The 24348-nt window shown below is 64.4% G+C and carries 24 protein-coding genes; 4 read left to right on the forward strand and 20 right to left on the reverse strand.

Annotation, left to right across the window (positions count from 1 at the left end):
* Positions 1–38: 38 nt before the first annotated feature.
* The 14 genes from AC5WS7_RS13365 to AC5WS7_RS13430 form a co-directional block, all read right to left on the reverse strand.
* Positions 39–632 carry a hypothetical protein gene (locus tag AC5WS7_RS13365; RefSeq protein WP_495954772.1) on the reverse strand — a complete coding sequence of 198 codons (594 nt, stop codon included), beginning with the start codon at positions 630–632 and terminating at the stop codon, positions 39–41.
* Positions 629–2839: a hypothetical protein gene (locus AC5WS7_RS13370; RefSeq protein WP_495954773.1), complete on the reverse strand. Its 2211-nt coding sequence runs from the start codon at positions 2837–2839 to the stop codon at positions 629–631. The genes AC5WS7_RS13365 and AC5WS7_RS13370 overlap by 4 nt, the downstream gene beginning before the upstream one ends.
* Positions 2836–3648 (reverse strand): hypothetical protein, encoded by an 813-nt coding sequence (locus tag AC5WS7_RS13375; RefSeq protein WP_495954774.1) that lies wholly within the window; start codon positions 3646–3648, stop codon positions 2836–2838. The genes AC5WS7_RS13370 and AC5WS7_RS13375 overlap by 4 nt, the downstream gene beginning before the upstream one ends.
* On the reverse strand, positions 3645–4544 hold the full coding sequence (locus AC5WS7_RS13380) for a hypothetical protein (RefSeq protein WP_495954775.1): 900 nt from the start codon (positions 4542–4544) through the stop codon (positions 3645–3647). Before AC5WS7_RS13380 ends, AC5WS7_RS13375 begins: the two co-directional genes overlap by 4 nt.
* On the reverse strand, positions 4541–5443 hold the full coding sequence (locus AC5WS7_RS13385) for a hypothetical protein (RefSeq protein WP_495954776.1): 903 nt from the start codon (positions 5441–5443) through the stop codon (positions 4541–4543). The genes AC5WS7_RS13380 and AC5WS7_RS13385 overlap by 4 nt, the downstream gene beginning before the upstream one ends.
* Positions 5440–6468 (reverse strand): toprim domain-containing protein, encoded by a 1029-nt coding sequence (locus tag AC5WS7_RS13390; RefSeq protein ID WP_495954777.1) that lies wholly within the window; start codon positions 6466–6468, stop codon positions 5440–5442. The genes AC5WS7_RS13385 and AC5WS7_RS13390 overlap by 4 nt, the downstream gene beginning before the upstream one ends.
* Entirely contained in the window at positions 6465–7997 is a 1533-nt protein-coding gene (locus AC5WS7_RS13395; protein ID WP_495954778.1) for a DNA cytosine methyltransferase, read from the reverse strand. Before AC5WS7_RS13395 ends, AC5WS7_RS13390 begins: the two co-directional genes overlap by 4 nt.
* Positions 7994–8494, reverse strand: a complete 501-nt coding sequence (locus AC5WS7_RS13400) for a hypothetical protein (RefSeq protein ID WP_495954779.1) — start codon at positions 8492–8494, stop codon at positions 7994–7996. Before AC5WS7_RS13400 ends, AC5WS7_RS13395 begins: the two co-directional genes overlap by 4 nt.
* Positions 8491–8850 (reverse strand): hypothetical protein, encoded by a 360-nt coding sequence (locus tag AC5WS7_RS13405; RefSeq protein WP_495954780.1) that lies wholly within the window; start codon positions 8848–8850, stop codon positions 8491–8493. The genes AC5WS7_RS13400 and AC5WS7_RS13405 overlap by 4 nt, the downstream gene beginning before the upstream one ends.
* Positions 8851–9212: 362 nt before the next feature.
* Complete coding sequence (locus AC5WS7_RS13410; RefSeq protein WP_495954781.1) at positions 9213–9365, reverse strand: hypothetical protein; 153 nt, start codon at positions 9363–9365, stop codon at positions 9213–9215.
* Positions 9362–9658, reverse strand: coding sequence for a hypothetical protein (locus AC5WS7_RS13415; RefSeq protein WP_495954782.1), 297 nt, complete (start codon positions 9656–9658; stop codon positions 9362–9364). Before AC5WS7_RS13415 ends, AC5WS7_RS13410 begins: the two co-directional genes overlap by 4 nt.
* The gene (locus tag AC5WS7_RS13420) at positions 9658–9870 is read right to left on the reverse strand and encodes a hypothetical protein (protein WP_495954783.1); all 213 of its coding nucleotides are present in this window, start codon (positions 9868–9870) and stop codon (positions 9658–9660) included. The genes AC5WS7_RS13415 and AC5WS7_RS13420 overlap by 1 nt, the downstream gene beginning before the upstream one ends.
* A gap of 587 nt (positions 9871–10457) precedes the next feature.
* Positions 10458–11372 carry an NAD-dependent epimerase/dehydratase family protein gene (locus AC5WS7_RS13425; protein WP_495954784.1) on the reverse strand — a complete coding sequence of 305 codons (915 nt, stop codon included), beginning with the start codon at positions 11370–11372 and terminating at the stop codon, positions 10458–10460.
* A 15-nt stretch (positions 11373–11387) separates the two neighbouring features.
* Positions 11388–12719 carry a helix-turn-helix domain-containing protein gene (locus tag AC5WS7_RS13430; protein WP_495954785.1) on the reverse strand — a complete coding sequence of 444 codons (1332 nt, stop codon included), beginning with the start codon at positions 12717–12719 and terminating at the stop codon, positions 11388–11390.
* 739 nt (positions 12720–13458) lie between these two features.
* Here AC5WS7_RS13430 and AC5WS7_RS13435 point away from each other — a divergent pair.
* Together AC5WS7_RS13435 and AC5WS7_RS13440 are read left to right on the forward strand one after the other, a co-directional pair.
* Positions 13459–13986 (forward strand): hypothetical protein, encoded by a 528-nt coding sequence (locus tag AC5WS7_RS13435; RefSeq protein ID WP_495954786.1) that lies wholly within the window; start codon positions 13459–13461, stop codon positions 13984–13986.
* Entirely contained in the window at positions 13983–15653 is a 1671-nt protein-coding gene (locus AC5WS7_RS13440) for a hypothetical protein (RefSeq protein ID WP_495954787.1), read from the forward strand. The genes AC5WS7_RS13435 and AC5WS7_RS13440 overlap by 4 nt, the downstream gene beginning before the upstream one ends.
* Positions 15654–15757: 104 nt before the next feature.
* On the opposite strand, the gene AC5WS7_RS13445 is transcribed toward AC5WS7_RS13440, so the two are convergent.
* The 3 genes from AC5WS7_RS13445 to AC5WS7_RS13455 form a co-directional block, all read right to left on the reverse strand.
* Positions 15758–16651 carry a hypothetical protein gene (locus tag AC5WS7_RS13445; RefSeq protein WP_495954788.1) on the reverse strand — a complete coding sequence of 298 codons (894 nt, stop codon included), beginning with the start codon at positions 16649–16651 and terminating at the stop codon, positions 15758–15760.
* Between the two features lie 425 nt (positions 16652–17076).
* Positions 17077–18255 (reverse strand): ImmA/IrrE family metallo-endopeptidase, encoded by a 1179-nt coding sequence (locus AC5WS7_RS13450; RefSeq protein ID WP_495954789.1) that lies wholly within the window; start codon positions 18253–18255, stop codon positions 17077–17079.
* A complete protein-coding gene (locus tag AC5WS7_RS13455) occupies positions 18170–18847 on the reverse strand; it encodes a hypothetical protein (RefSeq protein ID WP_495954790.1) in 678 nt (225 codons plus the stop codon). Before AC5WS7_RS13455 ends, AC5WS7_RS13450 begins: the two co-directional genes overlap by 86 nt.
* Positions 18848–19016: 169 nt before the next feature.
* Between AC5WS7_RS13455 and AC5WS7_RS13460 the strand changes: the two genes are divergently transcribed.
* On the forward strand, positions 19017–19550 hold the full coding sequence (locus AC5WS7_RS13460) for a hypothetical protein (RefSeq protein ID WP_495954791.1): 534 nt from the start codon (positions 19017–19019) through the stop codon (positions 19548–19550).
* A gap of 676 nt (positions 19551–20226) precedes the next feature.
* Complete coding sequence (locus tag AC5WS7_RS13465) at positions 20227–20514, forward strand: hypothetical protein (RefSeq protein WP_495954792.1); 288 nt, start codon at positions 20227–20229, stop codon at positions 20512–20514.
* 865 nt (positions 20515–21379) lie between these two features.
* On the opposite strand, the gene AC5WS7_RS13470 is transcribed toward AC5WS7_RS13465, so the two are convergent.
* From AC5WS7_RS13470 to AC5WS7_RS13480, 3 genes are all read right to left on the reverse strand, one after another.
* Positions 21380–21793, reverse strand: a complete 414-nt coding sequence (locus tag AC5WS7_RS13470) for a hypothetical protein (protein ID WP_495954793.1) — start codon at positions 21791–21793, stop codon at positions 21380–21382.
* A gap of 800 nt (positions 21794–22593) precedes the next feature.
* Positions 22594–23088 (reverse strand): MarR family winged helix-turn-helix transcriptional regulator, encoded by a 495-nt coding sequence (locus tag AC5WS7_RS13475; RefSeq protein WP_495954794.1) that lies wholly within the window; start codon positions 23086–23088, stop codon positions 22594–22596.
* Between the two features lie 76 nt (positions 23089–23164).
* The gene (locus tag AC5WS7_RS13480) at positions 23165–24340 is read right to left on the reverse strand and encodes an alpha-hydroxy-acid oxidizing protein (protein WP_495954795.1); all 1176 of its coding nucleotides are present in this window, start codon (positions 24338–24340) and stop codon (positions 23165–23167) included.
* Positions 24341–24348: the final 8 nt, after the last annotated feature.

Below are 24348 nucleotides of genomic sequence, written 5' to 3' on the forward strand. Positions count from 1 at the left end.
CGTCGGCATGGGCGCCGAGGACTGGGGTTCGTCTTCTGTCACCAGCCGCCTCCGCGGCGGGTGTGGGCGAGCTGGTGCAGGCTGGGGCGGCCGTGGGCGGCCCACACGCTGTGGCCGGTCCAGCCGATGCCGTAGACGCACCAGGCGATGCCGACAGCGATACCGGTGGCGAAGAACGCGACAACGCCGATCACCACGACCACAGCGACGGTCGCGGCCGGGCGCCACCAGAACGTCATCACCGCGCGCCACCGCAGCGCAGCGGCGATCAGTGGGTCGTCCTGGTCGAGGTCTGCGGGCAGGGTGTCCACGGTGGTCTCGTCAACCGGGTCCGGGACGGCGGTGAGGTGCCGTTCCCGGCGCTCGGGGGTGTTCTTCGGGAACGCGTCGGGGAACATCGCGTGCAACTGGCCCGCGGTCGGGGCCTGCGCGTCGCGGGGTTCGGCGGCCGGTTTCGGAGCGTCGATGGCGCGGTGCGAGGCGGGGGTGTCGTCGTCGGGGTCGAGGGGTTCGGGCAGCATGTCGGGGTCCTCCTTGTCGTCGGGTTTGGTGGGGTCGGGCAGGCCGCGGGCTCGATCGTGGCTGTCGTCGGCGGGGCCGAAGTCGCTTTCGGAATCGGCTTCCTCGCTCACGCGGGCGCTCCGGGCCCGTGGATGAGCGCGCCACCTGCGCGCAGCCACCGTCGGCTGCGGGCGTCCTTCGGTTTGGTGCCGGGTTCCATGGGCAGCAGGGGGATGGTGTCGGGGTCCAGCACGCTGACTCGGCCCCAGACCGCGGTGCCGCGGTTGACGTACACGCAGTCCCCGGGTTCCAAGCGCCGCAACAGGTTCGGGTCGATCAGCAGCGCGTCTTGCATGCGGACCTGGCCCTCGTCGCCGTGGCGTTCGCCGACGGTGTGTTTGGACGGCTCCAACGCGCGGCGGGTGCCGTACAGGGTGACGACCTCGTCGGGGCCTTCCATGCCGAAGCACAACAGGCCACCGGACCACGCCTTCATCAGCTGTTTGGCGTCCCGGTCGGTGCCGGCGAGGGATTCGAACGAGTGCGCGCCGACGATGCACGACACCCCTTGCGAGCGCAGCGCCTCGCAGGCGTCGGTGAGGCTGGCGCCTTCGGAGACGCGGGAGAATTCGTCGATGGTGAAGGTGATCTGGCAGCCGTGTGGAGTGGCCGCGACCTGCTCGACCAGCTTGATCACGGCCTTGGCCTGCGAGATAGCGACGCTCTTTTGGGCGGTGCCGGGCACGGTGATGAACCAGTAGTCCTTATCGAGGACATCGAACGGGCCGTCGAATACCCCGTCCAGCTCGCGGAACAGGTTGTCGAAACGCGCGGTCTCCGCGGGCAGCACAGGCTGTTTGCCGTCGTTGGCGGCGATGATCGCGTTCAGCTCGGCCCGATGTGCCGGGGTCGGCGGGAACGTGAAGTGCCCGTCGCCGTCGAACATCCCGCCCCAGGCGTGCCACAGGAACGCCGGATCGAACCGGGCCATGAACTCCTTCGAGTTCGTCGGTGGGTTCTCCCCCGGCCCCGTCCCGGTGTCGGGGTCCGGGGCGTCGATGATCAAGTGCACCAGCGAGATCCGCAGTTCCTCGTAGAACTTCTGCGCCGAATCGCTCGCCTTCGCGGTCGGGGCCAGGTCCTCGATCACGTGCCGCAGCCGGTCGGGCTCCAGTCCCCAGATGTTGAGTTTGTCGGCGGGAACCATCGCGATCTTCGACGGATGCACCCCGCCGGCGAGCAGGGCGGCTTTGATGTCGGCGAAGGTGACCAGGTCCTCGATGCCGCCCTTGCAGGACAGGAAGATGCTTACCGCGCGTTTGGGCTTGATCCCCAGCGCTTTGCGCGCCACCTTCGAGGTGCCCGCGGCGGCCAGATAGCGTTCGTGTCCGGCGAAGTGCGCCGCGACGGACAACCGGCACTCCGCAATCGTCTTGCCCGTGCCCGGCCCGCCGAGCACGCCCAGGTGCTTACACACCGCGCTGTAGGGGATGCTCAACAGGGTGTCGGTGCCAGAAAGCAGGGAGCCGGCAACGGATTTGCGGTGCTGGGTGACCGTGGCGGCCTGGCGGCCCATCACCACCTGGCGGCGGCCGCGGCCGGTCACGACGGTCAGCGGGGTGGCGCGGGTGGCCAGGTCGCGAGCGGCACTGAATTTGGCGTCGATCTCGCGGCGCTGGGCGCGTTCGGTCGCGGGAATGTCCTTTTTGCCGACGGTGTGCAGCTTGTTGACCCGCTGCGCCCACCACACCATCGCCACCGCCAACCCGGCGGGCACGCCGGCGACGCTCATATCCAGCACGGCCGGGATCCAGTCCGCCTCCGCGGCCAGGGCGGTGCCGTGTGCGAACAACTCCAGCGGTGTCCACACCGATCCGGACACCGCTGCGGTCGCGGCCGGAAGGACCAGCGATCCCGCGGTGTAGTTCCGCAACCGCGCCGCGTCCCAGCCGCCGCGGCGGGCCTGCCACACCGCCGCGGCGACCACCGCGCCGGCGAATCCAACTCCGATACCGGTATCGGCCAGGAATCCGCCGAGATGATGCACCCATTCGGTGTCGGTGTGCATGCTCGGGTCGTGGCTGTTCATGAAGTGCAGCAGACCGGTCGAATGCTGGTCCGATGCCGGGGTCAGGTCGAACACCGGGCGCTGTGTCCCCGGTGCCGGCGCGGTGCCGCAGTCGGCCGGGGTGATCAACGGGTGGCACTCGCTCCCCGCTGCCGGTGCTGTCGGGATTGGTGCGGCCGGGGTGGGCCCGGTAGCGGTGGTGCCGCAGTCGGCTGCGGTGATCAGGGGCTGGCAGTCGCTGGGCAGGTGGAATCTGGTGTAGGGGTTCATTGGCTGCGCTCCTCTCGTGTCGAGGGCAGGTCGATGCTGCGGCGCTGAATCACGTTGTCCAGCAGCCGCAAACGAATGTCGGGATGTTGGGGCAGGCGCCCGTCGTCGATGAGTTCGCGGACCAGGCGTTTGAGAGAGCGGCCGATCACCTCGGTGCCGTACACGTACAGCAACCCGTCCCCCACCGCGGCCGCCCGCTCGTACGCGGCCAGCACCACCTGCGGAAGCCGCTTGCGCGAAGGGCGTTTGAGGGTGAGTTCGACCTCGACCGCCAGCCACTTCTCGCCGTACCGGTACCGGCCGTCGTGCACGTGCCCACGCACCACAGGACCGGCACCAGGGCTGTTGCCGAGGAATCCGGAACGGTCCGCGAGCCTCAGCCCGCCGGGACGTTGCCCGGTCGCGATCGCCGCGTCGCGCAACAGCTTTCGCTCCGGCACCCACAGCGACGCATCCAGCCCGCACAGCGCCGCACGCACCCGCGACACCGCGAGCTTGTGCGCGATGTTCGTACCTGTCGGGTTCCACCCGGACACCGCGTGCCCGAGCCGTTCGGCCGCGACCGCGGGCCACGGCCACACCACCGTCACATCCCGGTCAGCACCATCCGGGCGGATCGACACCGACCGCAACACCCCGAACCCGTCCCGCAACCGCGCCATCAGCTCGTACGTGCGGGAACGTTCGGTGCCGCGCAGCACCTGCAGCGTGGCGAAGTCGATGCACCACTGCTGGCAGACGAATACGGTCAGTTGTTCATCACCTTCGGTCCACTGCAATCGTGGGTCCGGCTTCGGTCGACGTGTCATCGATTCGTCCTCCGCGCAACGGGGATACCCGAGCGGCATCCGTACGGTGAGCAGCCGTCGAGGTCGCCTTGTTCAGCGAGTTCGTCGAAAATCTCCAGCTGCAAGTCCGCGCGCTCACGACGAGTCACACGGCCGATCGGGGCCAGTTCCAACGGCACTCGTGAGCGGTGTAGGAATGCCTCGCCACGGATCGGGGCAGCGCCCGCGTTGCCTTTACGTATGCGGCGGTCGAAATCGCAGGCATCGGCCCATTCCTCGGGGTGACGGTCGCGCATGTCGCGCCAGTGGGCGTTGCCGTGGAACGGGCACCCAATGCAGCTGGATTTCACGGTGTGGCCCCAGCCCAGGACTTTGAGCCAGCGTTCGCAGTCCTTGCGGGACATCTCCAGCTCTAGCAGCGGGAACCGTTTGGTGGTGTACCGGTTCTGGCGGCGATCGTTGACCCGATGCACCTCGTCGGTGGAAAACCCGATCCACTGCTCGGCCACACGGCCTTTGGGCACCGTCCGGAACGTCGGAGGCTTGGCGCCCAGCAGTTCTCGCACCTTGCGGTTGATCGGCACCAGCTTGTATTCACTGGTGCACTGGCGGCGCGCCATGCCATCGTCGTCGGCCGCCGAACGGGTGTAGTACGGGACAGACACGAATCGGTGCTGCGGGTCCAGCGCATCATCGCGCAGGTTGCCGTTGTTGACCCGGTACAACGGGATCCCCGCCGCCGCCAGCTCCACCTCCAGGCGATTCACCTGGGCGTACACGGCTTTCGGTTCCCACCCGGTGTCGGCGAAGATTGCGCCGTCCAGGCCGGGCAGCTCACCGCGGCAGGCCATCAGCGCGAGCACGGTTGACTGCACGCCTGCCCCCAGGCTGAGTAAACGCAAGGTGGGTGATGTCATCGGTCCAACCCCCAATCCATCTGTGGCTGTCGTGAATTCGCGAGTGCCGCCTGGTGGCGGTCGCGTTGGACGGTGCGGCCGGTGACGCCGAGCTGGGTCGCGATCTGGCCGGCGGACATGCCCAGTTCGGTCAGGTGGCTGACCTGCTCACGACGCATCTGGCGCGAGGATCGGCGCTCGGTGCGGCCCGAGGTCGGGGTCCAGCGCGCCCGCTGCGGCCGGGCGGCGGGATCGTCGATCGCGTCCTCGTCCCACTCGAACGGCAACGCCCACCCGAGCTTTTTGCCCAGCTCGCGGGCCTGCTGCGAGGTCCCGGGAACCATCTGCAGCCGGTCGAACAACTCGGCGATCTGACGGTGCCGCCCTGCGGTGATCTCCTCACCACGGTGTCGAGCGTCCCCGGCAGGGCGGCCGGTGAGCGGGCGCATGTTCGCCACGTCGATGCCGAGTTCGCGCGCCAGTTCGGTCTGCGTATGCCCCGCCGCCACCAGTGCCTGGATCCGGCGCACCGCCCCGATCGAGGGCACCCGCGCGGCGTCCTCCACAACTGCGGCCGGGTCCGCAGGAACGTCGACCGCGAGGATCGCGGCCTCGGTGCGGCGGGTGATGTGCACGGCGTTGGGCAGCCGGGACAGCACCGAGTGATTGATCCCGGCGAGCTTGGCGATCTGGTTCGCCGGGACACCCGCGGCCTGCAACCGGTCCAGGTGCTCGCGCGCCACGGCGGGGTCGACGCGATCCGGGTTCCAGGTCCGCAGGACCTTGCCCCGGTACCGGTCACGGCTGTAGCAGTGGCTGCACATGCCGCGCGAAAACACCTCCGTGGCCCCGCAGCCGCACGCCGAACTCGTTGCACCCGAGGCGGTTCCGCTGGTGGCGGATTCGTGAGGTGTGCTCATCGATCCAGCCCCCACTCCATCTCGGGCTGCCGCATCGCACGGTTGATCACCGACACCGCCGACGGCCGCGGCGAACCGCCGCCGCTTGCGGTGGTGGGGCCTTCGCGGTACATCTGCAGCTGGTCCGGTGGGATCCAGGTCAGATCGTTGATGCCGTGGCCGGCGTCGAGGTGATCGGACAGGTCCTTGCCTGTGGCGGCCTGCATCACCGTGACTTGCCCGGCCATCCCCTGCAGGCGGTCGTGCACCTGCAGGGCGTGATCGAACCCGGCCCGGTCACGGTCCGCGACGATCACCACGTGCGCGGCGCCGCGCAGCTGCTCGGCGTGCTCGGTGGTGAACTTGCCCGCCCCGGCCGCGTTGCAGGTGGCCGGGTATCCCGCGGCGATGGCGCGGTCGACGTCTTTCTCGCCCTCGCACACCAGGATCGGATGCGCGTGCTCGACCGCCCACGCCACCGTCGGCGCCTGATACAGCACCGGCGCGAACCCGCCCGGTATGAACTGCTGCTGCTCGGCGTCCCAGCGCCGCTGATAGAACCCCTTCTCCACACCGTGCTCGTGCGGGGTCTGGGTGCGAATCACCTGTCCGACAGGCTCATTCGCCGCAGTGGTGTACGTGTAGGTCGCCACCCGCCGCCGCGGCCCGGTCACCTCCCCCAGCTCATCGCCCCGACCGGGCCCCGGCCGCAGACGCTGCGGGGTGCGGCGTGGCGCGGCCTGATCGGGCCGTCGCTGCGGGGGCCGGTAGCCGGGCGCAGTGCCGTCGGGCAGATGGTCGAACAGGTCCCGCACCCGCAGTTTCGCCGCGTCCAGGATGTCTTCCTGCGGGCAGCCCGCGAAGCACACCACGATCGTCTTCTCCCGCGTCGGGTCGTACTTCACCCCGAGCGAGGGGTGTGAGTCCGCGTGCGCGGGGCACACGAACTTGGTCCACTGCCCCGACCGTCCGGCGCCTTCGGTGGTCACCTGTCGCAGCGCGTCGACGACGCGGTCGAACGAGGCGCCGTGCTGGTGGCCGGTCATGCGGTCACCCCCAGCGATTCGGCAACCGCATGGCCCAGGTCGCGGGCCATCGGCGGGGTGACCGCGTTCCCGGCCTGGCGCACCCGCTCACGCTTGTTGCCCAGGATCCGGTACTCGGGCGGGAACGCCATGCCCGCGGCGATCTCGTGCGGCTCGAGCATCCGGAACACGCAGTCCTCGACCGCCGGCGTCTTCGGCTCACGGTCGGGAGTGACCATCGCGTGGTGGTTCCCGGCCGCAGCGAAGGTGTCGAACGGCTCGCCGATCCCCTTGGCGGTGTTGTTGTTCCGCATCGGCAGCACGAACGCGTACCGGTCCCGAGTGGTCAACGTGCCGATCGGCTCGCCGACCGGCCGCATCTGGCCGGTGCCGTAGTACGGCATCAACAACCCGGTCTCGTTGCGGGTGGTCATGGTGCGCAACACCTCGCTCGCCGAGCGGGCTTCCTTGCCGTCGCGGCCTTCGACCGGGATCAGCAGCGCGTCGCTGTCGCGGGTCGTGCGCGTAGGCATCGGCTCCCGCAGCGAGGTCGCCTCGGTGCGCCACGTCCCGCCGGCGGGCACCAACAATCCGACATGGTTACCGCTGGCGGTCAGCGTCGGCGCGGGCACGCTCACCGGGTGCGTCCGGTACTCGTGACGGTGAACGGTCAGGAACGGTTCGTGCCGGTAGAACTTGGCCAGCCCGGCCTGAATCCGTGTGATCGTCTTGGGCGCCAACGGTTTCGCTCGATCGCCGATCCGCTCGCCTTTGAGCGTCCAGTCGATCGCCGCGGCGGCCGGGAGCCAGCCCGGCTCAACCACGCTGTTACGGCAGCTCGTGCGCGGGCACCGCCACACGTACTGCGCCCGGTACCGGCCCCACGGTGCGCGCTCGGGTCGCTTCCACGACTGGATCGCCGACACCATCTCCCCGCACTCCTCGCAGTACGCGGACGGGCGGGTCCACCGCTCCAGGTCCGGGGCGCGGTTGCCCTTGCGCCAGAACACCACATACATGCGGTCGCGGGACTGCGGCGCCGGGAGCCCGCCGGCCTGGGCGTGCATCGAGTTCCCGTACACGATGCGGTGCGCGTAGCCGAGCAACGTCATCGCCTGCAACCAGGCCGGGAACATCACCCACTGCGCGGCATCGACCACGTTCTCGGTGATGATCGCCTGATACATGTGCCGCTCAGCGAACCGCGGCACATCCCACATCGTGGCCCGCGACCGCTCCGCGGCCTCGTCCGGCAGGATCTCCCCGAACAGATCCGGCGTCGCGTCCACATTGCGTTTACGGCCCCGGGCCTGCGAGTGATTCGTGCACTCCGGCGACGCCCACAGCACCTCGGTACGCGGGAACGTCAACGGGTCGACCGCATGGATATCGGCGCGCTTGTGATCGATCTGCGGATGATTCGCGCCGTGCGTGTCCAGCGCGAGCTGCCAGTGATTCGAGGCCACGATCACCTCGAACCCCGGCACCTGCAACAGACCAGTACTGGATCCCCCAGCGCCGCAAAACAAATCGGTGACGGTCAGGCTCATCGCTCCAACCCCCGATCGAGGAACTCACCCGACGCGAGCCACTGCCCCGGCACCCGGCCGGGTGTGCGGACCTCCGGCGCTCTCGGCGCATCGACCCGTATCACCTTCTCGGCCAGCTCGGACCCCGACGGCAGAGGCGCCTCCAGGTGCGCGATCTGCCATATCGGGGTCTGTATCGCCTGTTCCTGAGCACGTGCCTCCGCGTCGCGGACGAGCTTGACCGCGTCTCGCGGATCCACCCCTACGCCCAGGGCCAACTGCTTGATCCGCGGCCAGTCCCGGCGTGCGAACTCCCGCATCCGGTAGCTGGTCGACATCTTCGCCACCGTCAGCGCGTCACGAGCCTGTGTCTGGCTCAGATCGTCGCGACCGGGCAGCCACGACACCTGCCAGCCCCGCTCACCCAACTCCGCGGTGTGCGGCAGCTCGTCGAACCACATCCGGCTCGGCTCCACCCGCAGCCCTGTGGCGTGGTCGCGATTGATTTTCGGGGTCATCGCTCCAGCCCCCACTCCCGCTGCACCTCAACCGGATTCGCGGTCTTCTCCAGCGAAGGACGTGCGGTGTTGATGAGACCGACGGCCTCGTTCAATGTCAGCCCGAGCGTGGTCGCCCACTCACGGGCTTCCAGCCGATCCGGAGCGACCGCCAAGCGCATACCGGCCTTGGCCTGCTCTGGAGTGAACTGACGTCCAGGCAGCCCGGTGAACACCCACTGGCCCTCACCGACGTCCATCGCCCGGTGCCCGGTCGCCTCGGACCGCATCACACCGTGATCGACGGTGATCGAGGGAATCGCCGGCGCGGCGGCACGCGCCCACTCGTCAGGTCCCCATATCTTCGGCAGCTTCATCGGGCCACCTCCTGCCCCGGTCCGCACTCAGCGGGCCGGGCAGCAACCTGAACTCCCGGCGGCGGGCACACGACCACGGTCGGGGCCTCAGGCTCGCGGGAGCTGGAGAACCAGCACCCCACCGCCACACCGGCCGCGAAAATCCCTGCCGCGGTATACAAGCCCACCCGGATCCAGATCCGGCCCGGAACTCGCGACCGCACAGGCTGATACGCGGCCGGGTGCGGCGCCGACATCGGAACCGGCTGGTACACCGGCCCATACCCCGGAGCTGGCGCCGGCCGGCTGCCACAGATCCGTCACCCCGACCGGCTCCAGCGTCGTCGGGTTGTACACCAGCTCGTATCGCTCCAAGTCCTCGCTCATCGCCGCACCCCCGATCGACGGGGCCGCCGGCGCCAGGCGGCGTACAGCACGGCCAGGAAGACCACGGCCAGGACCGTGCCCGGCGCCGCGATGAACAACAGCGCCGCGAGCACGAACAGAATCAGCAGAACCTCGGTCGCGAGCCTCACACCGCATCACCGCCGGCAGGAAGCGCCCGCACCGGCGCCGCAGCCGCGATCGCGTCCGCGATTCCGGCATCGAGCAGTTCGCGCAAAAGAACGGCCTGGTCTAGAGTCAATTGCATCGACGTATCCCCGCCACCGATCGGGCCTTGGACATCGAGGCACACCCGGTCGACGTGGTCGAAGTACCGGACCCGGAACGAGCCACGGACACAGGTGGTTACGAACACGTCGTCGGCGTCCTCCTGCGAACCGAACGTGTCGACCTGGGAGACATGAGCACCCATGCGATCGCGCATCACGCGACCCCCTGCTCGTAACGGCGAGCCAGGCGCGTGAACTGCACCTGATTGCGCAGCAGCGCGGCGCGATGCTTCCGTTCCTCGGGCTGCAACAGCCCATCGGGATCCACCGCCCGCTCGAACCGGCTCGGCAGCACCGAGCGGGTCTTCGTGCGGGTACGGGACTTCTTGTAACCAGATTTGGCCGACCGGCCAGATACACTGGACATGCTTCAGGGACCTTTCGTCACTGAGGTAAGGGAAATGACTGAAGCGGGTGCAACCGCTTTGGTTCTCGGCTCCCCGGTAGCTGGAACTGCCGGGGAGTTTTTGCGTCGTAACCCATTCCGAATCGCTGGAACAATTCATCCGGGCCAAGGCGCTCGCCGCTGAGGCGATCAAAGTTGGCGGTACAGAACCCCTTTCAATGAGCTAGATCATCCGTGTACTTATAAGCCTGATCACGAACCCAAGATCACGGTGTGATGATTTGTCACCGGATCATTCCCAATGGTCACGGTGGCTAGCCACCTCATAATCATACGCCCCCGGTGGACGTATGGCTAGCCACCATGACATGCTGTTATCTATGCCGAGTAAGCACCTGAATCCAGCGAGGGTCTACCGACCGGATCCCGCGCTGTACCAGCGCGCCCAAGCGGCGGTCGAACAGGTTGGTTCGAACATGAATGCGCATGTCATCGCATTTCTGAGCTGGCTGTCTGGTGATACCGACGAACTCCCCCCGCGGCCCCCTTCGACGAGCCGTCGCGGCACCACGAATTCGAGCACGGATCAGACTGCGCCGGAGTGACTTTCAGCGAGTTGCGGCTACAGTCGCCGACCAAGCATCCCGAACAATCGCATCGATATTGGACCGACGTGGAGACCAACCGGTCTCAGCGATCACCTTCGACGGGTCGTTGATCAACTTCGCTGGTTCGAAGGCTGGGGGTCTGTGCTCCAGCTGTACATGCCGACCGCTCGCCCGCTCGACAGCCGCGACGATATCCATAACGCTCGCACCGTGACCACTGCCGAGGTTGTACCTGATCGCCTGGCCCATTTCCGGAAGGTGCTCAAGGCACTGCACAAATGCGTCTGCAGCGTCTTGGATGTGCAGATAGTCGCGAACCGCTGAGCCATCGCCGTTGACTGGCAGGGCAGTCTGGTCAGCTGCAGCCGCAATCGCTCGCGGAACCAACCTGGTCAAGTCAGGATCGCTGCCGCCGGCGATGTTCGGAACTCGCAGAACGGTCGCCGCGAGATGTCCGCCTCGCGCCTGGGCCTCTATCGCTAGCTCGGCCGCAAGCTTGCTGCTCGCGTACGGATGCGGCGGAGCATCGCGGACCTCTTCATTCATCGGCTGACGCTCTGGCGTCCCGTAGATGGCCCCCGTCGACGCGAAGACGATCCGCCGTACGTCGGCGGACTCCATGGCTTCCAGCAGGTTGATCGTCCCACCTACGTTCACCCGGAAGTAGCGCATCGGCTCGGCAAATGACTCCCGCGCGCGGGTGATCGCGGCCAGGTGACACACCGCATCGACGTCGCGCACCGCCCGATGCATCGACTCGCTATCGAGTAGATCAGCTGTACGGACCTCGGCTGCACCAGTAATCGGTGCGCCCTTCGCGCGCACCATGGCCACCGGTTCGTGGCCCGCCTCGCCCAACGTGGCCACGACGGCTCGACCGATGTAGCCGTTTGCCCCGGTTACCAGTACACGCACCAGGCCATCATGGCATCACGGGAGCAGTTGGTCACGGTGCCGCCAGGTGAGCGCTATACACGCCGCCGCGGCGGCGGCCAGCGGTTCACGGTTCAGCGCCCGTCGCACATTTGCCGACGTCCAGGGAATCCCCACCGTTCCAGGTTCGGACGGGTATACCTCGCCCTCGGCGTTCTGCGACACCAAACCTTCGAACGCTGCATCAAAAACGTCGGAATCCATCACGACCGTGGTCAGGATCTCCCCCGCCGGCGCAAGCGGATCCAGCCCGATCCCGAAGCACCATGCGCGAACCTGACCAGCTCGCCGTCCCTCAGTCAAAGTTCGAAACGGCTCGATGTCGTAGTCGACGGGAACACCGCTGCTCCCGTCGTGTTCCGGAGTGTCGAGAAGTTCTTCGGAGTACTCGCGAATCATGTTGCGCCACAGACTGAAATCTCGCGATACGTTCACCTGGCCGATCGCTGCAGGCTGAAACACGCCCGCGGGGATGATGTGCGTCAGCCCGGCGGCCAGCGTCACTTGCGCCGATCCACGTCTATGCAGGAAGAAGGTGTCGCCCTCGGGCGCCCTCCGGATCGTCAACGTGTTGATGCTCGGAAGAATCGGCCGCCGGCGAGGGTCAAACAGGTCCCCGATTCGGCGGCGGAACGGCAACTCGTCCAGAGTGAGCCGCTCCTGCCCATTACGCGATATCCAAGCAGCAGCGGTCTCGTGCGCGATGACTTCGCAGACGTCCACCATGTCGAAGTACGTAGTCAGCCCGAAAGCCATCCGGCCGCCAGCCCCCTCGAACGAAGCATCGAGCAGACGATATGACGTGCGGTTCTCGAACAGCGACGGCCGGGCGATCGCGCGTATGGCCTGGCTATAACGCCCATACCGCAAGCCGTTCGCCCGCATCGGTCGCCACGGCTCGGATTCCACCTCGCTGCCATCGAACATGGGCGGTTCAGCGTCGGTATTGAAGGTCAAGTCGATCGAATCGAGGTCGATCGGCGCCGGCGCCATCCATTCCGGCCACGTGATGCAAGTCGTCCCCTCGATGACGGTGGCATCCCAGTACAGGCGAGCCGCCGCAGCGGTCAGTGCATGCCGATTCCGGTTCAACGTCTGCCGCACAAGTCGCCATTCAGTAACGGCCTCGTCGCGCGTCGCCTGGGCAGCATCCGGAAGATCGATAATTCCCAGCGTTTCAGGCGGCAGATCCATTGCCCGCGCAAACTGCCGCAACTGCCCGACGTCCCGGCAGATTCTCTTTCCAGTCAAATACATCGACACGAGAGTCCGATCGATGCCAAGGACCTTGGCCATTTCCTCCTGTTTAGTCAATCCGTGCGCGCGCATGTACGCGCGAATAACGTCAGGCAGACGCGAATCACTTACAGACCTCGCCATATGAAACGTTCCCCTCTAATCAACCGCCCAGGTGGCTATCCACCACTCTAGCACCCCCACCGACAGATCGACCCAAACTCCGAAATGCCCAACAGGATCGCCACATGCTGCCCCGACCCTCTATCACGACTTTCTGCGCGTGCTGGTCCCCCACCGAATCAATGGCCCAACAGCCACCCGGCCGACCCAACGCACCATGCCACCAACCCACCCAGTGCCGGTCTTCTCTTGTGCCGGTCCCTCCTCGTGCCGGTAATCCTCGGTTAAGTCTCTCCTCAGTCCAGTCCTCATCCATCCAGTCCAAATCAGCCCCGGTTTGCCCCGCGGACCAGCCCACCCACCCAACCGTCTGCCTGGCTGCCGCATGGACACTAAATGCGCCCGCAGGGTGTGTTTAGTGTCCGTGCGGCAGCCAGGCAGACACCACCACGAAAACCGCTGGTCGGCGGGGCAAACCGGGGCGGACGGTGGCCTACGGACTGCGGTCCGTAGGCAACTATCCGTAGGCCAAGCAGGCTTGGCGGCAGGACCCGCCACACGACCGGGCGTATGGATCGATCGCACAAGAACGCAGAATCCCGTATGTCGCGCGTTGATCTTTGGGCACCATGTGGCGTGCGTGAGAGGATTAGCCCTCGGCCCGCAGGCCGCCCACAACGTGGGAGTACGCGATCCAGGAGGAGAAGCCATGACGACGCCGGCGCACGACGATCGGCTGAGGCGCGTCATCAAGGCGGATCAGAAGACTATTCGCCTCTTCAAGGAAGGTGTTTCCCTTGAAGGAACCCTGGGGCTAAGCATCTCGGACATCGTCCATCAGGTCACCGCGGACCGCCTGCGACTCGGCGAAGAATTCATTCACGACGCAAACACTATGAAGCGGGCTCGAAGACTGAACCCTCGCAGCGTAATCGGAAGATTCTATTATGGAATGTATAATGGCATGCGCGCCGTATGCTACTTTCATCACGCTGGCGATGACCACGAAGAGCACAATCAGTTGTACAAGTACATACCAGACGACTTCCCCGGCCGACAACTCCGAGCAAATGAATTGAAGGATGCTCGAGTTCGCCGAAATGAAGCTGATTACGACCCTTATCCAATAAATAGCAATTACTTTCGAAGCGTCGTGCAGTCCTTAGATCCATTAGCTAACAGTTTCATAAGGGAGTGCCGATCCTACCTGGCAAGCAAAGGATGTGGGTTTCTGTGAAAGTCGGGCAAAGTCATACTCCGGAAGATGTCGTTCGCCTGATGATGGAACGCGCGAGCGGTGTCCGGGTTATAGACGTACAGGTACGAGACTACCCCGGTGAACGCAACTATGTGCTTTACGTGCCGGAGGACGACCTTGCGTCGGCCGCCAATCATACTGCGGAGATAGAAGCGGAGCTCGCGACTGACGACATTCAGATCTTTCTGATAGTTCGAGCTGCGCAAGAACAAATGATCGCAGAGTCGACGAAGTTGGCACCGCCGGTTCAAGACTTCGGTGATCCTCGAGTTACGGAACTAGTCGGCCTTGTTAGCGCCCGTTCCCGTGTTTCAGCAGCCGAACCCAGCCTGGTTTATGTACCTGACGTTCGTGCCAGCCTCTCGGCTGTAACGGCCGCTCGCCATCATCTCATCTTCGGCCGCAGAGGATCGGGAAAGACCGCATTGCTGGTCGAAGCGCGACGGAGAGTAGAAGCTGTCGGGGCTATAACCGCTTGGATTAACGTCCAGACATATCGGCATGAGGCTCCGCAAAGGGTAGTCTTGTGGACCCTCGAAAACATTCTATCTAGCGTCGTTTCTCGCTATGATGATCTTCCAACAAAGAGCGTGGTTTCCATATCCGTCTCTAGAGTTCATGCACAAACAATGGCACTCTTGGATAAAAATGAGAATTCGGAGCAGGAAGTTACGCTCCTAATACCAAAGGTGCAAGCCGCTCTTAGTCGCTACCTGGAAATTACGGGTGGCGAAATATATGTGTTCCTGGATGACTTCTACTATGTTTCTCGAGATAGACAGCCTGCAATACTGGATATGCTCCATGCCGTATCTCGCGACATAAAACTGTGGCTAAAGATAGCTTCCATTAAACACCTGACTCGATGGTGGGTTAGCTCCCCACCCACTGGCATGCAGACAGGTCAAGATGCTGAAATCATCGATCTCGATGTAACTCTCCAAGACCCTCAACGAGCGAGGCAGTTCTTGGAAAACGTCCTCGCCGGATACGCTAAAGCAGTGCAGATATCGTCACTGCTGCAGATATTCAGCCGTAAGGCCCTCGATCGCCTTGTGCTCGCATCAGGAGCAGTCCCGAGAGATTACATGGTGCTCGCCGCCAGTGCGGTGACGCGCGCACAGCAGAGGTCAGGAGCACGGCAGGTAGGCGCCCAAGAAGTGAACCAAGCCGCTGGCGATGCCGCAGCCGCAAAAGTAAAGGAACTAGAAGAGGATATGGCATCTAATCCAGGTTCGGCGGCACGAACTATTGAGACTCTTAAGACTATCCGTAGTTTCTGTCTGGACGAGTCAGGATACACATATTTCCTCGTAAGCTTTCGCGATAAAGAGGATAACCCAATGTGGTACAGCTTACTGACCGACCTCATGGATGTGCGTCTAATTCATCTAGTTGAGGCTGGCGTATCCGACCCACATTCAGCCGGCCATCGATCGGAGGCTTACATGCTTGATTTGAGTCAGTATTCAGGCGCTCGGCTGAAGCAGAAAATTCGCATGCTCGATTTCGAGAGCGGAAAGTTTGTATCGCGGCAGACACGAAGCTCTGAGCCAACAAGGATCGCACACACTTCAAGGCAATTTACCGCGATTCTTCGCAGCGCGCCTCGATTTCCGCTGGATCGGCTTCAACTTCCGCAATAGGAATCATCCGTACCTACCATGTTGTTTCGGCACATCTACCCTGCGACCAGTTGACCGCACCACCAGTCCCAGTCATTTTTAGATCGGTAACCAACAGGGCATGATCACGAAGTTGTGCTCGGCTCCGTGGAGGCTGCGGAGTGGCTGGCGCCAGTTCGACCGTTGCCGATGGGGTCAACGGGCGCCGCAGCAACTGTTTCGGTTGGTGCAGCTACCTCGTCCACCTTCGCCGTCTGAAACCAGAACAGCGTGCCAAAGATCACGAGCAAAGGCGGCGACAAGACAAAAGCCCATACCATCGCACCTTGCCGTAGTAGGCCGACGGTAATCCCCACCGACCACGCGGTGGCCAACGGCCTATCACCGCTTTCCGTTTGCTGCGGCAGGGCACCTACGCCGGTGCGGATCAGCGCAGTCAACCAGTGTGCGAAGCCGTCACCCACGCGAGAGCGGATCGAGTTGGTCCGAGAATCGATCAGATCTCGAATCGCTGCGGGAAGGTATTGCCATGTCCTCGCCAAAACCCTCATTAACATCGGGGAGGCCCGAAGAAGGAGTGCGAGCACAAGTCCAAGCACCGGAAGCGCCAGGCACGCGGCCAAGATCACAGAACCTGGACCGTGTGCCTGGGCCAACAAAACGCCCCCGACCAGCAGCGTCACAGTCGCATTGGCTCGCTGCCCAGCTTCAGTACCAGGCTTGCGGGTTTCAATTGCGGCGACGAGGAGTACGCCAACTCCGGCGTAGATGCACACGAAGGTTGCGAAACCAGCCAGGCCCGCATGATGCTCGGCGGTGTACCTGCTCAGGTTTGCGAGAGTGCCTCGCCCCCAGAAGGTTACTTTTCCCAACAGGGTGCGGACGGCGTCTACCGGAGGCCTCGATTCCACGACCGAAAGTATCAGTAGCCAGGTGGAAACCATGCCAAACATGAACCGCGGCTTGGTAAAGCCAAGCAGATTCGGAAACACCTTAGTGATCACGTTGAATGGATCCACGCTTCGGATTATCCCCGAACGCGGGGCTACACCGACGTCGCACCCACCGCGACCGAGGCAACACCGTGGCCGCCCACAGGGGCCGGCCTGACTGGTGGCGCAGCCACACTCCAGCTCGTTTCAGACACAACCGAGAACGTGTCGAGCTGTGAGCGACGTTGTCTGCGATCCGCACTTGGGACCAATCTGGGACCACACGCTGTGCGCGACCCTGAACGCTGGCACGTCGGTCGCCTGACGATAGCGATCGCTTGACGTCTATGACGTGCGGAAACAACCAGATTTGAGTCCTGGGGGTCAGGTGGTCGCAGGTTCTGCGATCCTTGTCTGGATTTACCGGACTGGCCAGAGGATCGCGCGGGGTCCTGGGTTTTGGGGCCCCACCCGACCACCGGCGGTAGCACCAAACTCAGGAGACAGCGCAGCTAGACCGCATGTAGCCGGTATCGGCCAGCGGACTGGTTTTGGCTCGCATCGCTGATTACCTCGGTGTTTTGAACCGTTCGCAGCTCAGCGCCGAACGTCAACGCATGCACGTCGCTTACCGGGATGTCTAGTTCGTCTGCGATTATCCGGGCACTAACCTTCGCACTCGACCGGCTGAGTACCTGCAGGAACACCCGGGACATCTCATAGTTCGGCATGCCACCGGGCTCCGACGAGCGGAATCCTTGTGTAGACAACTCGATACAGATCTGCCGGTAGAGCCAGTCACTGATCCAGCCAGCTTTGTGTGCCGCCATGGCAAGCGCCATCGCGGAGACCTTGAATTGGCTTCGCACAGATAAGATGTCCGCGACCGTGGGGGTTGACGACAGGTACTCGACGATACTCGCCTCCGGCATCAGGAACTCTGAGGCGAAGGCGTCAGCCTCCCTCTCCACAGCGGTTGTCTCACAGGGCTCGCCGTCGTGCAGAACGAGGTGACCGATCTCGTGGGCCAGGTCGAACCGTATGCGTTCTGGAGATTTGCGGCGTGCCAAGAACACATATGGGGTACCGGATCGCCACATCGAGTACGCATCGACCGCATCAGCAAAAGGCGGCAAGCTGTAGACGCGGACACCGCGAGATTCACACAACTGCACAAGATTCGGCAACGGCTTGGTTCCCAGGCCCCAGACCCCGCGTAGCACCTGCGCGGCCGTCTTCGGATCGTTGCCAGCCAGTGGGGGCAATGCCATCTCGGGGAGGATGAACCGCTGAGAGATCCAGCGGTCGATCTCGACACCCGATACCCCAGCTGCGACCGCGGCATCGCGTTCACGGGCACCGGCTCGTCGAGCAGCGCGGAATCGAACCTCGTTTGATTCGAACACCGGCGCACCACCCCGATCGAAATAACCTTCCGGGAACTCCAACGCCTCTGCAAGTGCGGGGCGAACCCCGTGCGGGGCTTCTCCCGTCTCGTACCGAGTGATCGTGCGGGGAATGACCGACAAACGCCGCGCCAGTTCAGCTTTCGTCATTCCCCGACGCATCCGCGCAATCCGAATCCGATCCGGATCCAGGTACGCCTCAGCCGACTTCGACAACCCGGAAGTCAACGTCTTGTCCCCCGACGTCGCGCGGCCTCGCGCTGTCACTGTCCGGCCTCCATTCATCGAGGATCACCCGCACTATCCAACCAGTGAACTGGCCGTCTTTGAACCCGACCGGCAGGGATATTTCCATACGCACACCCTCGGTGTCCCGGTAGTACAGAAGGAACCACGGTCCGCGTGGTGGCTGTACACGCAGGTCACTGTCATGGTTGTCGCCGGCGTTGCCGCGCAGCGTCTCGACCGTGATCAGCGGTAGAGTGCCATTAACCGCCTCCTCGGTCGCTTTCCCCCGACGACGTGCAGCAGACGGGCCCGGGGAGTGATCGCCGATTCCAGTTATTTCGTTACCCCCAACGATGGACAGCGTGTAGGTGCCATCCTTCCGCACAGAGATCGGGCGATTCTTCGGATCGCCCCCTGCCCACAGCTTCGTCGTAGCAAGTCGTTCACGTAGCGTGCCGACGACGTAGATCCACCGCATCAGACCAGCGGCCGTAACCGGGTGATGGCTGGTCATGTTGCGGGCCCAAGTGTCGCCCGCCGCGATGGCGGCCACGACATCAGGGACTTCGATTCCCATGCGGCTCAGATATGGGGCGCTGTCCGGAGGTTCGATGACGATCGGGGACTGAAACGGCATGGGCTGGCTCATGGTGCTGATACCTCCGTCGCGCCTCAATATTCTGTTCAAAACCGGTCAATGACCAGGTCATGGGCAGATTAGCACACGCTACAAAGCCGGTTGGAGGATCTGAACAACTACCCTGGCCGGGCCTAGAAGGCGACACGTCCGCGCGAAGGCCTCCTGTGACGATGAGCCGATGACCTGGCACGTCCAGCACGATCGGGACGCGTTCAAAGAGCTGTGGTTGCTGTTCGAGAACAAAGAGTCCCGGTTCCCGCTGTATCCAGGCGAATCGACCGTGATCGACTACTCATACACGGTCGGAGATGACAAGTGGGGGCAGTGGTTCCAGCGCGCCATTCGGCTGCCGACCGACCAGATCGTCGTCCGCCTCGATTTCCCGATGGAAATCCGGCCGAAGGTCTGGGGCATGGAAACGTCGATGAGCGCGGAAGCTCAGCCGTTCCGGGATCCGATCCAGCGGGTGGAATCCGGTGACCGCGTACAGTTTTCCTGGAGCACGGACAGTCCTCCGCTTCATGCACGCTACCGGCTCGAATGGCGTTTCAAGAACCATCACCCGAAGGACGAGATGCCCACCTCCGACGTACTTCCCAGCGAGCGAATGTCGGCCCTCGGGATCCTCCAGGAGGGCGACCCGGCGCTGTCCGAACCTGCGCGGCCGTTCGACCTTCCTCAATGTCGAGCACGTCGATATCGACGGCAATGAACAGATCACTCGGTCTGGCGCGGCTCGTCGCACACGAAATCGACCACCTGGCCGGACTGCTGTACCGGTGGCGGATGCTGCCTGGCACAGCCGATTCCTGTGGCGCAATACCGCGGCACCGGTCAACAGTGGAACTACCCATCCTGATGGACAGTGTCGCCGGTTCATCGTGATCGGCGCATACGTCGTGGACTGCATCGCCTGAACGAAAACCCTTCCGGCGTGGGAATCCAACACACCAGCCGAATCGATCACCCTGGTCCCCGGCGGAAAGGCGCTCAATCAGGCGGTCGCCCTGCCCCTCCGGGACGTTGCCGGGTAATCAGTTTCGTCACGATATTCAGGGAACTCCAGATAGCGTGTTCGGGGCACTCGCCCACAGCGCTATAAATGCAGGTCACAGCACGTTGAAAGGGTTTTCGGACCAGAATGGTCACGAAACTCGCCTACGGCATCGCAGTGCGATGCTCCCACGTAGCAGCTTAAGATAAGCCCTCTGACCTGGAGTGATGCTCAACTATTGACCACATCAACCGGATTCGCTAACCTCTCCTCCATCGGGTACAGGTGTGCCCACAGGCTTCAGCCGCCAGCGGCTGGGGCCTTTTTTCGTGTCCGCAGAAGGCCCTCGGCAAACGTTTGCCGGGGGCCTTCTTTCGTTCTTGGAGGTTGATCGGTGACTACGGACGTCGCAGCGAGGACAGACCTGGCCTATACCGCAGACGGATGGCTTATGTTCTGGATCCAGCTTCCGATGTTGGTTCTGGGGCTGGCAGTGATCATCGGGCTGATCCGGGCTCGGCGAGAAGATATCCCACAGATTTTCGCGGCCTTCACGGCTGCATTTGGCCATCATCAAAAGATCGGACATCTGAGGTCGCTTCGCTCACGTTCCGCTCAGCATGGGCTCTCGGCGCCCACGGAATACGATCAACAGACGGACTTCGATGAGGAGCTTCGATGAGTCGCCGCCGACACCGGAACGGGAAGTCGCTCGCCGATCTTGTTGCTAACGGGTTCCTCAGTGACGAAGTCAAGACGGCCCTGAAACACATGTGGCAAGGCGACGGATCGGGCTGGGGCCCGAGCGTGCCGGGCTGGTCGGAAACGATGATCCGACGCTTCGTCCTCGAAGGCGAAACACTGGAGGACATTGGACGTGACATGGGGTTTCCTCCGCACTGGGTTGAGTACTACATCGAGATCGGCTTGAGGCGTTTACGGACTACAGAGTCACGTCACGCACTTGCTGACTACCACTACAGCGCGCCGCCATCGGACTACCGGTTGTGTCCAGGTTGCTTCAGAGAGTTACCACGACGGCAGGAAGGGCAGCGGGGGCGTCCAAAGCAATACTGCGACAGCACTTGTCGGCAGCGTGCTCATCGCGATCGAAAGGGGCGAGCCTAGCTGTTGGTGGAGCTCGACGTCCGTGCCCAGTCCTGGCAAGTGGCGTTCTGGTGCCACCTCACCGACGACGAGCGCGCCGTGTTCCGCACAAGAAGCACAAACGGTTCTTGACTGGGTCGTGGAAGGCTGCGCGCCCGCAACCGGCCCGCAGCAGCCTTCGACGTAACCAATCTCACCAACGTGGCCAGCGTCCAAATGGCCTGGTCAGCTCACACACCCAACGTCACCAGAACCAACACATATCGCCCAAACGTCGAGACCGACGACCTTGAAAACCGTCGTGGTTCACGCCACCGTGGGTTCAAATCCCACACCCACCGCAGATTTTCTGCATCTCCTTTCTCGGCGTGCGATTCGGCGTGTCGTCTTTCGGCCGATCCGAAAGGACGACTTCGTGCGCTCCGGGCTGCTCGAACGGCTCACGAATGGCTGCTGTGCGGGCGTAGGCCCAGGCCGCCGCGGTGGATGGCGGATTTTGTGAGGGGACCGCCGTTGTAGTCGATGCTGCCGGTGCGGTAGATGATGGGCGGTCTGCCGTCGACCAGGTGCGGGGTGGTGTAGGTGCCGTCACGGACGAAGGCGCCGAGCGCCGGGGTCACCACCCTGTTTCGGGTGGAGAAGTAGTACCACATGGCCGCGCCCAGCGCGCCGCCCGCCAGGCCCGCTGCCGCGTAGGTGGCGGCGTTGGTGTCGTCGCCGTAGTAGTCGTCGGTGGCGTCGTCGCATTCGGTGTCGTCCACCCGGAGTCCGGTGACAGCGTCCGCGCATACGGCGGCGAAATCCACGTCGGGCGCTTCGGATTGCGAGGTGGTGGTTTCGGTGCTGGTTTGCATGGCCGATGACGGCGTTGTCGACGCCGGCGGCGCTGTCGTCGGTTGTGTTGTCCGCGTTGTGGTCCGGGTGAACCAGTCGGTCGTGGGCGGCGATTGCGGGGCGGCGGTCGTCGAGTCCGGGCCGCAACCGGTGACGAGATACAGACCGGCTACGACAGGTACCAATACGAGCGCCGGAACCAGGCCGTGCTTCCTACAACCGGACATGAAATCGCTTTTCCCCCAAATCGTTCGATGCCGCTCACATGCCGCGCGACCGTCGGACAGTACTTTCAGGATTGTCAGCCGCTATTAGCGCGCAAATCATCGGCAAAGGTAAGGGGCGAGTAGAACGAAACTTTGGGGCCGAAGACTCTTGTACTGCACAGCCTTTGCGATCACTACGCTGCGAAACGCCTTGGGCACCAACTGATCACCACCCCGGGAGGTTCGCAACAGCACAGCGGGTCACCCGGGGCCTCACCCGTTTGCGGCACGGCCGACAGCAACCGCATGCCCGGTCACCCGGCTTCCCGCTCGCATCCGAACCGCACCGAACCGCGACAGACCGGCGACAACCGCGGCGGACCGGGCGAACGATGCCGGAACACCCGGGGTGAGATGCGGTAATCGACTGGGCTACAACAGGATCCGCCGACCGGTATCCACCAGTGGGTCGAGAACGTCAGGGCCGCCGAAGCTCATCCCCGGTGGATGCCGCTTCGACATCTACCACGGTGACGACCATCGCTTCGTCGTCGATGCGGCAGATGATCCGGTAGGCACCACGCCGGGCCGAGAATCCGTGCTGGAGAAGGCCGCTATTTGCCGCCGCGACCGGATAATTCGGCGTCGACCAGTTCGAAAACCTCGGCTATGACGCGGAGTTGGGTGGGCGTGAGCAGGTCCACGAAGTCGCGGCGGACTTCGGTGACGTGGCCGGCGGAGGCGGCGCGGAGGCGTTCCATGCCCTCGTCCGTGAGGTGTGCGCGGACGCCTCGGCCGTCCTCCTCGCAGGACGTGCGGCGGACCATACCCGCGGATTCCATGCGCCGGATCTGGTGTGTGAGACGGCTTCTGGAGGACAGCACGCCGTCGGCGAGATCGCTCATCCGGAGAGAACGGTCGGGGGCCTCGGACAGCAGTACCAGAATGCGGTACTCGGCGACGGTCAGATCACTGTCACGTTGCAGCTGACGATTCAGTTCCGCCATCAGGCGCTGATGCCCGTCCATGTAGGCACGCCAGGTCCGCTGCTCGGCCGAGCTGAGCCAATTCGGCTCTGCCGCCGCGCGACCGCTCGGTTCCTCGATCATCCGGACATTCTATTTCCCGGGCCGATGCGGACATCGACCTCGGTGTCCACCTCCCGTTCGATGAACGGGCCGTTGCTCAGTTCGGCGCACCCCGCAGCACGCCGCGATCCAGTTCGGCGGGACGGCAGAAACCCGACAGTCCCATCGACGCGTCGAAATCGGCCAGCAGCAGGCGCAGTGCGTGGCGAACGCCGTCGCGGCCGGCCAGCCCGAGGCCATATGCCCACGGACGTCCGTAGAGCACCGCCTTCGCTCCCAGCGCCAGGGCGATCATGACGTCCGAACCGGTGCGCACACCCGAGTCGAACAGGACGTCGGCGCGGTCGCCGATCGCGGCGACGATCTCGGGCAGGGCGTCCAGGGCCGCGATCGAACCGTCGACCTGACGGCCGCCGTGGTTGCTCACCACGACCGCGTCGGCGCCCGCGTCGATCAGTTCGCGGGCGTCGGCGGGATGCAGGACGCCCTTCACCGCGATCGGCAGATCGGTCCACTCGCGCAGCCGCCCGATGTCAGCAGCGCGCAGGGTGTGGTTGCCGAACAGGCCAACCCAGGTGAGCACGGCCATCCGCAGGGCCTCCTCGCTCTCCTCCGGCGGGGTGGCGAGTTTGGCGCGGAAAATGGGGTCGGAGAGGTAGTTCGCGATGCCCTTGCCCTGCAGGAACGGCAGATGCCCGAGTTCGAGATCGCGTGGGCGCCAACCCATTCCGGGAGTGTCAGCGGTGACGACGATGGCCCGCGCCCCGGCCGCCGCGGCCCGTTCGACCAGTGACCGGGCCAGGTCGTGGTCGCTGGGCCAGTACAGCTGGTACCACCACGCGCCCGCCGCCGCACCGACCTCCTCGATCGGTGTGGAGGACGCGGTCGACAGGACCATGCCCACACCCAGTTCCCGGGTGACCTCCGCGACGAGCGTCTCGCCCTTGTCGCGCAGCAACTCCAGCACGCCGATCGGCGCGGTGAGCACCGGCGCCGCGAGTTCGGTGCCCAGCACCTCGACCGACAGGTCCCGCCCGTCCGGACCGCTGGTCCCGCGCCACATCCGCGGCACCAGCCGATACCGATCGAAGGCGGCCGCGTTCGCCGCCGCGGTCCGCTCCGCCGACGCGCTGCCCGCCACGTACGCATAGGCGACCGCATCCAGCTGCTCACGGGCTCGTCGCTCCAACCCCGCGGCCGACATCGGCAGTTCCGGCACCGCACCGGACAGCCCGGCCAGATAGATCTCGTTCTGGAAGTCGGCGAAGCTCATGCTCCGAC

It is taken from the genome of Nocardia sp. PLKS1-43 (assembly GCF_059510335.1).

Bases quoted from the DNA above. Each gene is read 5' to 3' on its own strand.
- AC5WS7_RS13405 (WP_495954780.1), bottom strand. From the start codon at position 8,850: ATGAAGCTGCCGAAGATATGGGGACCTGACGAGTGGGCGCGTGCCGCC.
- AC5WS7_RS13455 (WP_495954790.1), bottom strand. From the start codon at position 18,847: ATGAGCCAGCCCATGCCGTTTCAGTCCCCGATCGTCATCGAACCTCCG.
- AC5WS7_RS13395 (WP_495954778.1), bottom strand. From the start codon at position 7,997: ATGAGCCTGACCGTCACCGATTTGTTTTGCGGCGCTGGGGGATCCAGT.
- AC5WS7_RS13370 (WP_495954773.1), bottom strand. From the start codon at position 2,839: ATGAACCCCTACACCAGATTCCACCTGCCCAGCGACTGCCAGCCCCTG.
- AC5WS7_RS13400 (WP_495954779.1), bottom strand. From the start codon at position 8,494: ATGACCCCGAAAATCAATCGCGACCACGCCACAGGGCTGCGGGTGGAG.
- AC5WS7_RS13480 (WP_495954795.1), bottom strand. From the start codon at position 24,340: ATGAGCTTCGCCGACTTCCAGAACGAGATCTATCTGGCCGGGCTGTCC.
- AC5WS7_RS13375 (WP_495954774.1), bottom strand. From the start codon at position 3,648: ATGACACGTCGACCGAAGCCGGACCCACGATTGCAGTGGACCGAAGGT.
- AC5WS7_RS13475 (WP_495954794.1), bottom strand. From the start codon at position 23,088: ATGATCGAGGAACCGAGCGGTCGCGCGGCGGCAGAGCCGAATTGGCTC.
- AC5WS7_RS13385 (WP_495954776.1), bottom strand. From the start codon at position 5,443: ATGAGCACACCTCACGAATCCGCCACCAGCGGAACCGCCTCGGGTGCA.
- AC5WS7_RS13415 (WP_495954782.1), bottom strand. From the start codon at position 9,658: ATGCGCGATCGCATGGGTGCTCATGTCTCCCAGGTCGACACGTTCGGT.
- AC5WS7_RS13460 (WP_495954791.1), top strand. From the start codon at position 19,017: ATGACCTGGCACGTCCAGCACGATCGGGACGCGTTCAAAGAGCTGTGG.
- AC5WS7_RS13435 (WP_495954786.1), top strand. From the start codon at position 13,459: ATGACGACGCCGGCGCACGACGATCGGCTGAGGCGCGTCATCAAGGCG.
- AC5WS7_RS13390 (WP_495954777.1), bottom strand. From the start codon at position 6,468: ATGACCGGCCACCAGCACGGCGCCTCGTTCGACCGCGTCGTCGACGCG.
- AC5WS7_RS13420 (WP_495954783.1), bottom strand. From the start codon at position 9,870: ATGTCCAGTGTATCTGGCCGGTCGGCCAAATCTGGTTACAAGAAGTCC.
- AC5WS7_RS13450 (WP_495954789.1), bottom strand. From the start codon at position 18,255: ATGAATGGAGGCCGGACAGTGACAGCGCGAGGCCGCGCGACGTCGGGG.
- AC5WS7_RS13430 (WP_495954785.1), bottom strand. From the start codon at position 12,719: ATGCGCGCGCACGGATTGACTAAACAGGAGGAAATGGCCAAGGTCCTT.
- AC5WS7_RS13380 (WP_495954775.1), bottom strand. From the start codon at position 4,544: ATGACATCACCCACCTTGCGTTTACTCAGCCTGGGGGCAGGCGTGCAG.
- AC5WS7_RS13470 (WP_495954793.1), bottom strand. From the start codon at position 21,793: ATGCAAACCAGCACCGAAACCACCACCTCGCAATCCGAAGCGCCCGAC.